This is a genomic window from Polyangiaceae bacterium (assembly GCA_016715885.1).
GTDB lineage: Bacteria > Myxococcota_A > Polyangia > Polyangiales > Polyangiaceae > Polyangium.
Genome location: JADJXL010000025.1, coordinates 293,968 through 307,751, shown reverse-complemented (window position 1 = coordinate 307,751; position 13,784 = coordinate 293,968). Strand labels below are relative to the sequence as shown.

The following is a 13,784-nucleotide window of genomic DNA, read 5'->3' as shown; positions in this document are numbered from 1 at the left end:
TAGCGGGGCGGACGGAAGAGCGGCGTGAAGTCGACCAGCATTTGGCGCGAAATACGGCATGATCCGGTCGTGGAGGGCGGCAAACCACCAAGGCGAAAGCAGACGTAGCGCGCCAGAAAATCGTACGAAACCAAATTGTTTGGACCTTCGTGCGATGCGCGTATCATGCGACGCCATGACCCTCCGAAATCGGCTCGCGACTTCGATTCTCGGCGTATTTCTCTCGAGCGTTTGCGCGTGCGAACCGCTCGCTGACGACATGAACATCGATCGTGAAGAGGTTCCGGTTTTCGCGGCAAGCACGATCGTGACTCCGACCAGTCCGGCGCCGACCGAGCTGCGAGTGATGGCGTGGAACATCAAATACGGCGCGGGTCGTATCGATTTTTGGTTCGATTATTGGGGAGATCGCACGCACATGACGATCTCCGAAGTCGAAGCCAACATGGACAACATTTACAAGCTCTTGAACGAATACAACCCCGATATCCTCATGACGACGGAGATCGAGGTCAATTCGCGTCGCAGCGCGCATTACGACATGGTCACGGGCATTCTCGAGAATACTCGCCTCAATTATGGTGCGTACTTTCAAACGTGGAATAGCCGCTACGTTCCTTCCGAAGGCGTCGGGCGCATCGATCTCGGCAATGCCATTTTCTCGAAATACCCCATCACGTTTGCCGAACGCATCAGACAAGTCGATCGCACGGATCAAGATGCGGTCACGGCCACGTTCTACCTACATCGCATGATCGGACGAACGATCATCGACGCTGGCAACAATCGCGAAATCGCGGCCTATGTCGTGCACACCGAAGCGTACGATCAGGATGGTACGAAAGCGAAACAAGTTCAGCAGATTTACGACGAAATAAAGAAAGAAACCCGTCCCTTCGTTCTTGGCGGTGATTTCAATGAACTACCGCCGACGGCCATTCGACTTCAGGACTTTCCGGACGAGCTCGCCATTGCTGAAGGCACCGACTTCGAACAGCCGCCCTACACACCTCAAATCATGCAAAAGTTCTACGACGATTACGTTCCGTGGGTCACGCTCGAACGTTATGGCGACACCGAAGACGAGCAGCGCGCATTCTTCACGCACACCGTGGCGGGTCCCGGGCATCTCGACGAAAACGGAAAGCCTCAGTTTTGGAATCGCACGCTCGATTACCTCTTCGTGACCAAGGCGGATGCGTGGAAGGACGGAACCACGGACGTGCTTCAGGAAAGTGGCAGATTGGGAATTACCAGCAATCCATTGTGGCTCAGTGATCATGCGCCAGTCGTGGGTACGTGGGTGCTCGGCGGAGGTGCTCCGTGAAGCGACCGATTTGCAAAGCAATGGGTCTTGGAATGGGCGCCGCATTGTCGCTGGCCGTTTCGACTGCATCGGCCGAGCCCATGCCCGCGCGTGAAACGGCTCGAGTGCTCCCCAAAAAAGGCGTGTCCGTCGGACTCATGTCGCCCACGGCAATAGGCCTCGGCCATGGCGTCGAAGTCACGACGATGCTCGTCCCGTGGTTTCTCCTTTCGCCGAACGTGTCGATTCGCGCCGAGCTGGTCAAGAGTCGAAGCGGCATCGTATTGACGAGCGAATATGGCCTCGGCGTTCCCTCGGGCGCCATGTGGATGCTGCAAGGGTATTTGTTTCCATCGTATGCGGTGAGCGGCACGACTCCGCCGTTCATTTTGCAGCAGCATGCCGGGTTTTGGCTATCTGGTGGCACTCGCGGCGTTTGGACCGCGCGCGCCGACGTGACCATTGGATTGGGCAATGACGCCGCTTTCCAACCCATCGAAAGCTACGCACCGTTCGATTTGTGGTTTGCCCCGGCGACATCGTGGTCTCGATGGCACGTTGGCGGAACGTACGATTACGCAATTCTCGATTGGCTTCGCGTACGCGGAGGCCTGCACGGGTACGTCGTCGGCAAATCCGCATCGCCTGATCGATCGCTCTTTTACCTGGGCGTCGACGCGGCGCTCGAAGCGCGGCTCGGTAAACGGTTCCGCTTGGCGCTCGGGGCTGTCTGGTACAACTATGACAGTGGGAAGATCGACGTCGAAATAGGGGAGAACGGATTCGCCCAAAATGTGCGGGTGAGATCCAATGATTTCCTCCCGACGATCGACCTCGTCTACTACTCTCCTTAACCCATCGCCCAATACGTGTCCCGCATGCGATTGCAATAGTCGACGATGTTCGGTCGCTCAAGGGCACATGCCTTGACCGGATTGTCGAACGGTGCAGCCGTCAGGCCAGCAAGCATCGCATACGCCGTCGCGTCGATTTTGCTCGGCTTGTCGTCCAGGAAAAACCGTTTGTCCCCCAGCATGTCGGATGCTGCTTCGACGAGCGCGCGTCCCATTGCATACACTTCCTCGCGCGCATGACGTCCCGTGCCTTGCGCATCGAGCTGATTGCGAACTTGTCGTCGAACGAGCGCTACCACGGCCGGAACGGCAAACTTCGGCAAACTCGATGCTGCAAACATTTCCATGAGCACCGGCTTCAGAATCTCGAAATCATCGTCGTTCCACCAGCGCAGGTAGGACGCGATAAAATACAAATCCGACTCGAAAAGCGACTTCAGCGCTTGCCTTTGCGCTCGCTCACGCGTTCCAAACCTTCTTTCGTTCAGCGGATCGCCGTGTCTTTCTTCGAGGTAATCGATGATGTGATTCGAATCGGCAATGATGCGATTGCCAACGGACACATAGGGCAATTTTTTCTTCGGAGCTTTGCGCAAATCACCCCGTTCGTTGCGGTACGCGACTTGCGCCATTTGAAGCCACGTTTGGACCTTCACGACGAATGGGCTCGTATCGGGCAAACCAAAGGCAGGACCAAAACCATAGACCGTAAGCATCATCAACCCTCAGTTTCCAGAACCTTCGCCATCCGGGCCACCGTCACCTGGCACTGGCGCCGGCGGATCGGGACGTTTCGGCGGATCACCATATTCGGTGAACAATTTTTTCGCCAATTTGTCGATGATCAATTGCTCATGATAACTCGGCAGCGAATTGAGCTGCACCGTCACACGCACGATATCCCGCGCTCCTTTGACCATTTCCATCGAACCCGTATGCACCTTCTGCCCGGCACCGGATGTCGTGTATTTGAATAATAAATAACCGTGCGCCTGATCCTTCTCGGTAATCTCGAGCCCCATGTCGACCCGGAGCAGCCGCACCGCAGTGCCCCACGTTTGATCGAACGAGTACGGCGACTCGTACGATGTTGCAGCGAGCGCTTCATGCTGGCCCACATTGACCAGCACCGGGCCAGAAACGACCGACACGCACAGAGCGATGCCAACGAGCGTGGAGCAGATGCTTCGGCGCATGTCCCTCGGCATAGCGCAACCTCCGGCGGTCGGCCCACAAATCAGCGAACCTTGCCAGTGCTTATTGAAGTGGATATCGATGCCGATGTCTACAGCGATGCGGACTTAGCGTCGAGAAATCCGGCCTTGACGGCAGCTTTGGCGGCTTCTTCGAGCGTCTTCGGCGCCGCACCGAGCTCGATCAGGCGCGCCTTGACGGCGCTGACGGAATCCTTTGAGACCAAAGATTCTTCGTACAAATCCAAGATGAGGGGCCACGCACCCTGATGCTCGCGAAGTAATCCTGGGACGGGCCAATCCTTCACCTTGAATTTTTCGTTCGGCGACCCGGTGAGGTTGATGTAAATCGCCTTGACGGGTTTGAAGCCGCCGAGCGTTGCGCGAACCTTTGACGCCAAAGCAATCAATTCTCCGACTTGGCTCGGGTCGACGCCACCACGCAGCAATTCCTTGTTCGCGGCTTCTCCTTCGAGCTCCCCCGACATGAGGCGATGGTAAATCGAATACACGACGAAATCGGCTTCGGAATCGTCACCCAAGAGGATTTCTTCCGCTTTCTTTGGTAAATCCAAGCGCCCGCGCAAAAGGTGCCCGAGCTTGTATCCAACTTGTTCTTTCAATGCTGGCACGATGCGATCGGGGTTCAGATTCGCGACTTGATTGCCCGCGATTTCCTCGAAAGGTTTGAGCATGATGCCGTCATGCTCCACGCCGTCGAGCTGCATTTTGGCTTCGAGGATTCGCTTGAAGAAACGAGGGCTTCCGCTGATGAAGACAAGCGGCCGGTTTTCCTTACCGGTCAATCCTGCGCGGAGGGCTGCATAGACCTTTTCCATGGCAGGCAACGTTTTACGGTCGGCCGCTTTCTGCGTCAGCAATTTGAGCATGTCGCGCTTGTGAATGAAATGGGTATCGAGGTACGTGAGGTCGATATCCGAGCGCACGACGGAGCCCTTGAAATCGTTCGCGAGGAGCAGGACATTGGTTTTTCCTGCCGATACACCTTTGACGCGAATGTCGACTCGATAGCGCCCCGGATTGGCCGTGCCCTCTTTCAGCGGAAATGCTGCGTCGATGTAGCCTTCCCCGTCGCTCTTGCCCACGCCGAGCTTGGTGATTTCCTTTCCGTCCATTCCAAGAAGGATTGCCTCGAAATCCGTTTCTTTCAATTCGTCCTGGGACATGTCGCGCGTGGGCGTGGCCTCGCGCAAATCGGGTTGTCCTTCTTCTTCGACCAGGCGCCCGCGAATGGGCACGGACGTGACGGTTCCAAGGGTATGCCCCATGTCGGCATAGGGTTGCTCTTCCTTGTCCTTGTCATTGCTTGGCGCGGCGACGACGGATTCCTTGACAGCCTCCACTTTGGAAGCAGCCGATGCGGCCGTGAGCACGGGATCTGGCGTGCGATCGCAAGCGATCAAGGCGATCGACGCAGTGAGAAGAAGTTGTGGAAGGCAAATCGTGGGTAGGAGCGAGCGCATGAGGATCGCCACGAATGCTAACAGAATGGGCGCGCGCAGGGAAGGCGAAATCGTGGTCGGAAGTGCAAGCTCAGGGATCCAGGGGATCGCGCCAGTTGATGCGTCGAACGGCCGGGGAAGGCTCGAAGATGGCATGATCGTCCCCTCCATCTTTCAAGTCGCCGACGCGGTATCCGAGCTCCTTTTCACAACGAGCGTGAAATGTGGACATGGTCGGGTTCGAAAGATAAAAATCTTGATCGAAAAGGTCCGTTCCACTCACGCCACCTCCTTGGCATACGACGAGCGCACGGGACAAACCATGCGAAAGCATGATCCTTCCCGCATTACGCAGGTTGGTCGTGGAATGCCTTGCACGAGCGTCCACGAGCACGCGATCCTCGGGCAAACCCATTTTCACGAGCGTCGCTTTCATTTCGAGCGCTTCGTAATAGGGGGTTTCTCGCGGATACACATTGGCTCCGCTGACGAGTACAAAGGGAGCTTTCTTTGCGCGGAAATCAGCGTAGGCTTGTTCGAGTCGTCTTCGGCAAATAGGATGCACGCCGGGGTTGGCCACTTGAATGTCCCGCGGCGTATAACCCGGGACGATGATGACGTGGTGCGGGTAAGCTTTCCATTCGTCGAACTTTTTGATTGCATCGATGGCCGTGTGATTGTGCTTTTCGGAGGGATCTTCCGGTGCAATGTGCGAGGCCAATGCTTCCGCCCGCGCTCGACGCGCAGAATCTGCTTCGACCCATTCCACGAGATCGTCGTCCTTCATTGCGTCGATGACGGCGAGCAGGGCTTTCGGGCGTTCGGGCTCGGGTGTCATTTCGATGGACGTAGCGACCGCTCCAGCGCGCAATCCTGCGAAATCGGCGCGAATGAGGCTCCGGTATATCGCAACGAGCTCCGCATCGTTTTTCCCGACGACCAAGCGTCCGAGCGCTTCTTCGTCGACGAACCATCCTGTCTCGTACGGCGAGGGAATGTCGGTCATTTGAGGCTAGTTTTACTGCGATATGCCAAGTGCGCCACGTAGCGGAGACTTTACAATGCCGTCGTTCGTGTGGTATGCTCGGGGCATGAACCCTCGACGTCGACCAGCTCTGGGTCGCAGTCGATACAGTCACCGAGCCTGACGAAGATGACGGGGAGAACGTCGCGGGCGACGAGGGGTGAAGCTGGCACAGCCACTCGTTTCAGTGCTAAATCCCCCGCCACTGCATGGCCACCAAGGTAAAACCTTCTCCGGACGCTCCCTTACGCGCTTCGTTTGCTGAGATCGCCGGCCTCGAATCGCTCGAGTTGCCGCGTTCTGACGCCCCGATCGTTCCCGAAGAAATTTTGCCTTCGTACGAACTTCCGAGCGATCGGCCCATCACGACCGCCCGAGACACCGCGGCAGCGGCGCTCGCGTCCCCTGGCCCGCATCACGTCGTTTCGGCCGTCGGCTCGGCTCCGGCGCTCGTTCTTCGAGCGCTCGCGAAGTCCACGAAACGCAAAATCATTGCCATTACAGCCGATATCGATGCAGCTCGCGCCTTATTTGCCGATGCATCGTTTTTGCTCGCGGGTAAAGACGCGGACGAACCCGATGCCGGACAACCCACGCTCGGCGACGTGTTGCTCTTTCCGCCCAATGAATCGAGTCCCTATGCCGATGTCGCGCCGGATCGTCGCGGCGCCGAAGCTCGTATTGCGGCGCTCTTTCATTTGGCCGTCGACTTGCCGTGGCGCGTATTGGTTTGTCCCATCCAAGCATTGTCGCGAAAAATCGTTCCGCGCGACGAAATCCTGGAACATGCCGAGCTCGTCGTAGCGGAACAAGAAGTCGATCGCGACGCGCTCGTCGGGCGCCTCGCCGCGGCGGGATACGTGCGTAGCCCCATCGTGGAAGATCCGGGAACGTTCGCCGTACGCGGAGCACTGCTCGACGTATGGCCGCCGAATGCTGGATTTCCTGCGCGCATCGAGCTTTATGGCGATCTCGTGATGAGCGTCAAATCGTTCGATCCCGAAACGCAAAAAACGCTCACGGAAATCAAAGAAGTATGGCTGCCGCAGGCGCGCGAGGCTGTCCTGTCGCCCGGCAATCTCGATCGCGCAAAAGAACGTGTCCGCGCCCTATGTGACGCGATCGATTTGCCGTCGACCAAAGCACGCGCGCTGCTCGACGACGTGCTCACGGGTCGCGCGTTCTTCGGAGCGGAAGGCTTTTTGCCCGCATACATCGATCCTGCGCCTCTATCGTCGTATTTGCCGGACGACGCGCTCGTGGTGCTGGAAGATCCCGCCGCGATTACACGTGCATTGCGTGAAGAAATTACGCGAGCCGAAGAAGACTTCGCTCGCGGCACGCGTGAAGTCCGCTTTCCCGTCGCGTCGTTTCACGAGGACGAGAATGCCATTACGAAATGGCTCGATGACAAAACCATTCTCGCATTGCATCGTACGGGTATTGCAGGACAAACCGCCGACCCGGAATCGCTCGAACGGTACGAAGTCGCTCCCGAAGATGCGCCGTCGCTCGGCACTTTCGATCAGAGCGACCTCGAACGAGCCATCAAAGCGGCCCGGGCATCTCGCGGGAAAACCGGCGCGCTCGATCCTCTCGTGCGGCGCATGTTCGCCTGGCAAGAGCAAGGATATCGCATCGTCATTGCGGCGCGAGCGGAGACGCAGGTCGAACGTCTGGTGACGCTGCTGCGGCATCGCGACGTAAACGTGCGCGCTCGATTGGGCACATTCGATCCGAGCATTCTGGAAGAATCGGATGCTTCCGCGGCGCTCGTGGTGCGAGGTGCGCTGGCTCGGGGCGTCATTGCAATGACCGAGCGCCTCGTGCTCGTCACCGAAGAAGAAGTATTCGGGGCGCGGGCGCATCGTCGCGCGGCGCGAGCAGAGAAGAGCGCGACGGCGTCGGCGCGGCCATTTCTCGAAGACTTGCGCAGTTTGTCCGTCGGCGATTACGTCGTTCACGAAAGCCACGGCGTTGGTCGCTACCTGGGCCTCGTGCACAAACAGGTGGGCACCAGCGTCATCGACCTCATGACGGTCGAATATGCGGGCGGCGACAAACTGTACTTGCCCGTCTATCGCCTCAATCAAATACAAAAATTTTCCGGGGGAGAAGGTACGCCGAAGATAGACAAACTCGGCGGACAAACCTTTGCCAAAACGCGAGCACGCGTCGAAAAAAGCGTACGCAAAATGGCCGACGAGCTATTGCGGCTTTATGCCGAACGTCGCGCGGCCGAGGGCGAAAGCATTCCAGCCGCGGGGGACGAATACGCGTCGTTCGAAGCTGCGTTTCCATTCGAGGAAACGCCCGATCAATCACGCGCCATCATAGAAGTGTCGGGTGACTTGGAAAGCTCGCGCCCGATGGATCGGCTGGTGTGTGGAGACGTTGGATTCGGTAAAACCGAAGTTGCGCTTCGCGCGGCATTTCGCGTGGCCCTTGCCGGCAGGCAGGTTGCCGTTCTTTGCCCGACGACGGTGCTCGCGCAGCAGCATTACCTGAACTTCAAGGCGCGTATGAGCCCGCATGCGATTGAAGTTCGAGCGATGTCGCGGTTTCAGACGAATGCCGAGCAAGACGATTGCATTCGCGGTCTTCGAGCGGGCAACGTGGATGTCGTGGTCGGTACGCACCGGTTGCTCTCCAAGGACATTCACTTCAAGAAGCTGGGTTTGCTCGTCGTCGATGAAGAACAGCGGTTTGGCGTGACGCACAAGGAGCGCATCAAGTCATTGAAGACGAACGTCGATGTGCTCACGTTGTCGGCGACGCCCATTCCTCGCACGCTGCAAATGGCGATTTCGGGCCTGCGGGACATGTCGATCATCAATACGCCTCCGGTCGATCGCCGAGCCATTCGTACGATCGTGACGCGGCACGACGAAAACGTGGTGCGTGAAGCCATCGAGCGTGAAATTGGGCGAGGGGGGCAGGTGTTTTTCGTGTACAATCGTGTCGAGGGGCTCTACGAAAGGGCCGCACGGCTGCAAGAAATCGTGCCGAGCGCGCGTATTGCCGTCGCGCACGGGCAAATGAGCGAAAGCGCACTCGAGCAGGCGATGATCGATTTCGTGTCGGGCAAATACGACATTCTCTGTTCGACGGCGATCATCGAAAGCGGACTCGACATTCCACGGGCAAACACGATGATCGTGGACCGAGCGGACATGTTCGGTTTGTCGCAGCTTTATCAGCTTCGAGGTCGCGTGGGCCGGTCCAAGGAGCGGGCATATTGTTATTTGGTCGTGCCGCCGGCAAACGCCATGTCCGACGAAGCGCGGGCACGCATCGAAGCGCTCGAACGTCATACCGAGCTCGGGTCGGGTTTTCAAATTGCCTCGCTGGACCTCGAATTGCGTGGATCCGGCGATATTCTGGGTGCGGAGCAAAGCGGCAACGTGGCGCTCGTGGGCTTTGAACTATTCTGTCAGATGCTCGATGAAGCCGTGCACGAATTGCGGGGCGAAGTGGTCGTGCACGACGTCGATCCGGAGCTTGCATTCGACGCGGATGCACTCTTGCCGGAAGATTACGTGTCCGACGTCGGCGTGCGTTTGTCGCTGTACAAGCGCTTGGCGAGTGCGCATGGTCCGGACGAAGTCACGGACTTGGCGAATGAAATGGAGGATCGATTCGGTCCGCCGCCGGTGGAGGCGCGGCGATTGGTTCACTTGATGAGCTTGAAGACCGAATTGCGCAAGCTTCGGGTGCTCGCGTGCGAAGCGAGCCACAAGGGCGTGACGTTGCATTTGGCCGACGACACGCCGCTCGATTCGGCGAAAGTGCTGAAGCTCGTGCAGCAAAAGGGGTCGCCGTACAAGCTCGCGCCAGATATGCGGTTGTCAAGAAAAACCAAAGAGACAGAGCCATTTTCGAGCGGCCTCGAAGCGACGGACAAGCTACTGAGCGAATTGGCGGGCTGTTTGAAGGACGCCAAATAAAGCGTTCATCGTTTCGATTGAGCGTCTCGCACGGCCATTTTCCCCGCGACGTTCCCCGAAACGGCGCACGGTACGATGCCCGCGCCGAGTACCGACGAACCGCACATGTAAAGCCCATCGATGGCTCCGCGTGTGCCGAATCGGAAAGGCGTCATTTGATTCGGCGATTGCTCGGGACCGTAAATGCTGCCGTAAGGCGCGGCCGCATACGTGACGTTCGTCACGGGCGTGCCCAATTCGAGAACCGTGATGTGCTCGCGCAAGCCGGGAACGTACTTTTCGATTGCGGTGAGGTATCGCGTTTCGAGCTCACGTTTCATCTTTTCGTAGTCATCGCCGCGTTTTTTCGTTTTCGTATCCTCCCAGCGTGCAAATGGCTCGAAAGGCGCGAGTGTGACGAATTCGAGCGTGTGATGACCCGGAGGTGCCTTGACGCCGGAAATGGGATCCTTCAAGGATGGCGACGACAAGAAGAAGAAGTCGTTCGGCGGCATTTCGCCGCGGAGAACATGGGCGTAGGCTCGATCGATGTCGACGTGAGGGTAATTCCAAATGTTCGCGTCCGTCATGCCGGCTTTTGCTACGTCGATGTCCGTCCCGACGAACATGCACATCGACGCAATCGAATGCCGCGTTGATTGTGTCTTTTTGCGCAGACTGGACGGCAGGTTTGCCGTGCCAATCAAGTCGCGATAGGTGACGACGGCATCCGCATTCGAAATGACGATGGGCGCCTGATATTCATCACCATTTTTGCATCGAACACCGGAAACTCGGTCGCCGCTGAGAAGAATTCGCGAAACGGGCGAATTCCGAAGGGCAGTACCGCCCTTTTTCTCGATTCCCTTGACGAAAGCATCCCGCACCGCACGCGACCCACCAATGGGAAAGTACGCGCCATCGAGGTAATGGTTGAGCAGACCCAAGCTGAGCAGCGCGGACGCTTTCCCCGGCGGCAAACCAACGTCGCCACCTTGTGCAGCGAGAACGCCCTTGAGCAGCGGATCCGAAATGATGGAATCGAGCATTTCGCCGAATGTCGAGCGAACGTACCGCAACAGGAAGGGTAAGTGACGGCTCGCGGCGATGGCCGATCGCAGACCGCGGATGGAATTGATGGCGGGCAATGCTTCACGCATGCGGTGAAGCAGGTCGAAAAATTTTTCGAGTCCCCGGCGTTCGTGGGGAAAGTCGGCGAGCAGGCGCTGATGATAACGATCGGCGCCTTTGGGCATGTAGACTTCATATCCGGGAAAGACGATGCGATCGAAACCGTCCGGGGTCAGTTCGCGGAAACGAACGTCGTCTGCAATGCCTAGCGATTCGAGGATTTTCGTGAAGGCCCCATGGGGGCCGCATTCGCCAATGTAATGAAGGCCGGGATCAAAACTGTAGGCACGACGCTGAAACGGGTTCAAGTAACCGCCGAATTGTTTACCTGCTTCGAGGAGCAGGACGCGCCGCCCGCGGGTTGCGACGGTAAGGGCAGCGGTAAGTCCACCGATGCCACTGCCAATGACGATGACGTCGAAACGTCGCTCCGCTGCGCTCTTGATGCTCACGAGAACTCAAACACCACCGCTCGGGCGTAAGGTCAAGATCTTTTGCTACGGAATTTCTTTTCTTCGCGCAGGAGTGGGTAGACAGCTTGTGCCCAATCGGCGAAACTGTTCGAAATACGCGACGGCCTTGGAGGTAACATGAAATTATCGATGCAAGTGCAAGCCCGGTCGAAGCCCATTTTTTCGACTCTCGCGTTCCCCAAACTCGCCCGCTGCGCGGGCTCGAACAGTGGGGCCCCTAGCGAGCGCCGAAAAAGTGGGACTTCGACCTTTCTCAAGGTATTCGTGAGCGCGGCGGCGGCTTGTGTTGCGACATCGACACTTGCGCCGGAGGCGTTTGCAACGGGCATGCAAGGGCACGTGTACATGGCGCAATGTGCGGCGGAACAAATTCAGGACGCGCGGCTTCGAGCCATCTTCGAGGCGCATCCGACGCATTTGGCCAATGGTGGATTCTTCCCGGATTCGGGTTACACGGCAAAAGATCACGACCAGGGCGAAATTCCGCATTGGGAAGGATACGTGCAAGCGTATGTCGAATTGATCCGAGAAACCTACGGGCCGAAGTACGATTCACCCGAAGCAGGTGAACACATCGCATTTTTGATGGGAATGGCCGCGCATGGAATCACAGATTCGACGTACGACGCCATTTTTGGTGATCGCGCAGCGCAAGTCGAGCCTACGGACATCAATAGCCTCGACATGGCAAACGAAATTTTTCTCGTGCACGATTTGCCAAGGTATTACATCCCCGACATCGTCGTCGATACGAATACGCATTCCAACGTGTTCACGAATCGAATGAAACATCCAGTCACGGCAGAATCCATTGCGGATGCGATGAGCACGGCGCGATCGGGCATTGCCGTGGTCGCAAATCTCCTTTACGTTGGTGCCGATGAATGGGGCGGGAAATATCCGTGGGCGCGTAAGCACTTGCTCGATCCGCGCGTACCCGGGGCTTATCCGTTCGGCGCCAAAGTCGTCACGGGATATTACCGAGAGCTCCTTCGGAGACTCGATAATAATCCTTCGGCTGATCAAGTCGTCATTGGTACGTATCCCGATCCCGAATACCCGCTCGTGACGCTCGACAATACGCGTCCCGATGGCAAAATTCATTTCTTCTTCGGCGAGGGGCTCGAGCGTACGTCGGTCGACGATACGTCCATCGTCGTGCAGGACGAAGCCGGAAATGTCGTTCCGACGAAATGGAATTTTTTCCGTGGAGACAATTGGCCGAACGTCATTCAAATCGCGGCACAAGAAGCTTGGAAACCGTCCACGAAATACACTGTCGTGCTGAACAACACCATTCGCACGTTGCAGAGTGTTTCTCCAACGAAACCATTCTCCATTTCTTTCACGACATGCACGCCGACGTCGCCCGGAGGGGATTGTCCGGAAATCTCGGGTCCTACGCCGGCGTCGCCTTGTCCGAAATTGGATGCGCTTTATTCGATGCGTCCGATGCCCGAAGAGGAGGAAGAGGAACCGCCGCCGCCTGCGGTCAATCCGGTCGCGGAAGATTCGTCGAGTTGTGCGGCGGTGCCGATGGGTGATGGCGGCGCGGGGGCGCTCGTGGCGGTCGCGTTTGGCTGCTTGGCCTTTGGGGCGCGACGGCGCCGCGGCTGAAATTGCGGCGGATTCGCAACGAGAGAGCACTCGAACCTTCCATGAATCGGCACATGCGGGTAGAGTCCCGCCGCCATGGCCGATAACGCTGAGAACGACGAGAAAGACGCTGGTGCTGCCGAAGAAGCGCCTGCAAAGAAGGACAAGCCCGCTGCAAAGGGTTCGGCTGAAGCCAAGGCCGCTTCGCCCGCAAAAGCGAAAACGGGCGCGAAGAAGTCGACCGACGAGGGCAAGAAGCAACCGAAAGGCGACAAACCCGCAGCTCGACGCGCACCGCCGCCCACGACAGCATCGCTCGGAAAGAGCATCACGCTGTTCGTCGTGGTCGTCGGCGTGCTCGCCGTTGGTTTCGCGCTGCTCGGCCAAGAGCGCGGAGGCGGCGGGCCGCGTGGACCGAGTTGGAAGGTAGGACAAACCGTCGACCTCGAGATCACGCTCGTTGCAAGCGACAAACGCGAGTTGAGCTGCGCATCGGCCGAAGAGGTCGCAGGACGTCACTGCGCATTCGAGGCGCCGAACAAGCCGTGGTCGAAGGATCCCGCGCAGGACGACAAGAAGACGTTCCGGCCCTACACGAGCACCGACAACGTTCAATTCGTCGGCGCAGGTCTTTGGAGCGAACCGGCGCTCGCCGGCAATCTCCCCGCGTCGCGCTTCACTGTGAAGTGCAAGTACGCGGTCGAGGGCAAACTCAAGAACCCCACGTTCCACTGGGAAAGCGGTTGGGAAGGACAACCTCGCGGCGAGATGTTCGCGGGGCTGCTCAGTAGCTGCTCGCTCAAACCCTGACGAGAACG

At 58.0% G+C, this 13,784-nt stretch carries 10 protein-coding genes; 5 read left to right on the top strand and 5 right to left on the bottom strand.

Going from position 1 to position 13,784, the window contains the following annotated elements; translation table 11 throughout:
- The first annotated feature begins 175 nt into the window (after positions 1-175).
- On the top strand, positions 176-1,327 hold the full coding sequence (locus tag IPM54_36265) for an endonuclease/exonuclease/phosphatase family protein (protein MBK9265225.1): 1,152 nt from the start codon (positions 176-178) through the stop codon (positions 1,325-1,327).
- On the top strand, positions 1,324-2,160 hold the full coding sequence (locus tag IPM54_36260) for a hypothetical protein (GenBank protein ID MBK9265224.1): 837 nt from the start codon (positions 1,324-1,326) through the stop codon (positions 2,158-2,160). Before IPM54_36265 ends, IPM54_36260 begins: the two co-directional genes overlap by 4 nt.
- Here the strand turns inward: IPM54_36260 and IPM54_36255 are convergent.
- The 4 genes from IPM54_36255 to IPM54_36240 form a co-directional block, all read right to left on the bottom strand.
- The gene (locus IPM54_36255) at positions 2,157-2,879 is read right to left on the bottom strand and encodes a glutathione S-transferase C-terminal domain-containing protein (protein MBK9265223.1); all 723 of its coding nucleotides are present in this window, start codon (positions 2,877-2,879) and stop codon (positions 2,157-2,159) included. The two genes, IPM54_36260 and IPM54_36255, sit on opposite strands and share 4 nt — an antisense overlap.
- Before the next feature lie 6 nt (positions 2,880-2,885).
- Complete coding sequence (locus tag IPM54_36250; protein MBK9265222.1) at positions 2,886-3,356, bottom strand: hypothetical protein; 471 nt, start codon at positions 3,354-3,356, stop codon at positions 2,886-2,888.
- An 89-nt stretch (positions 3,357-3,445) separates the two neighbouring features.
- Positions 3,446-4,837, bottom strand: a complete 1,392-nt coding sequence (locus IPM54_36245) for a hypothetical protein (GenBank protein ID MBK9265221.1) — start codon at positions 4,835-4,837, stop codon at positions 3,446-3,448.
- 70 nt (positions 4,838-4,907) lie between these two features.
- Positions 4,908-5,822, bottom strand: a complete 915-nt coding sequence (locus IPM54_36240; protein MBK9265220.1) for a YdcF family protein — start codon at positions 5,820-5,822, stop codon at positions 4,908-4,910.
- Between the two features lie 227 nt (positions 5,823-6,049).
- On the opposite strand from IPM54_36240, the gene mfd reads away from it, so the two are divergent.
- Positions 6,050-9,787 carry a transcription-repair coupling factor gene (gene mfd / locus IPM54_36235; GenBank protein MBK9265219.1) on the top strand — a complete coding sequence of 1,246 codons (3,738 nt, stop codon included), beginning with the start codon at positions 6,050-6,052 and terminating at the stop codon, positions 9,785-9,787.
- A 5-nt stretch (positions 9,788-9,792) separates the two neighbouring features.
- On the opposite strand, the gene IPM54_36230 is transcribed toward mfd, so the two are convergent.
- On the bottom strand, positions 9,793-11,349 hold the full coding sequence (locus IPM54_36230; protein ID MBK9265218.1) for an NAD(P)/FAD-dependent oxidoreductase: 1,557 nt from the start codon (positions 11,347-11,349) through the stop codon (positions 9,793-9,795).
- A 285-nt stretch (positions 11,350-11,634) separates the two neighbouring features.
- On the opposite strand from IPM54_36230, the gene IPM54_36225 reads away from it, so the two are divergent.
- Entirely contained in the window at positions 11,635-12,987 is a 1,353-nt protein-coding gene (locus tag IPM54_36225) for a zinc dependent phospholipase C family protein (protein MBK9265217.1), read from the top strand.
- Between the two features lie 75 nt (positions 12,988-13,062).
- Entirely contained in the window at positions 13,063-13,776 is a 714-nt protein-coding gene (locus IPM54_36220; protein MBK9265216.1) for a hypothetical protein, read from the top strand.
- Positions 13,777-13,784: the final 8 nt, after the last annotated feature.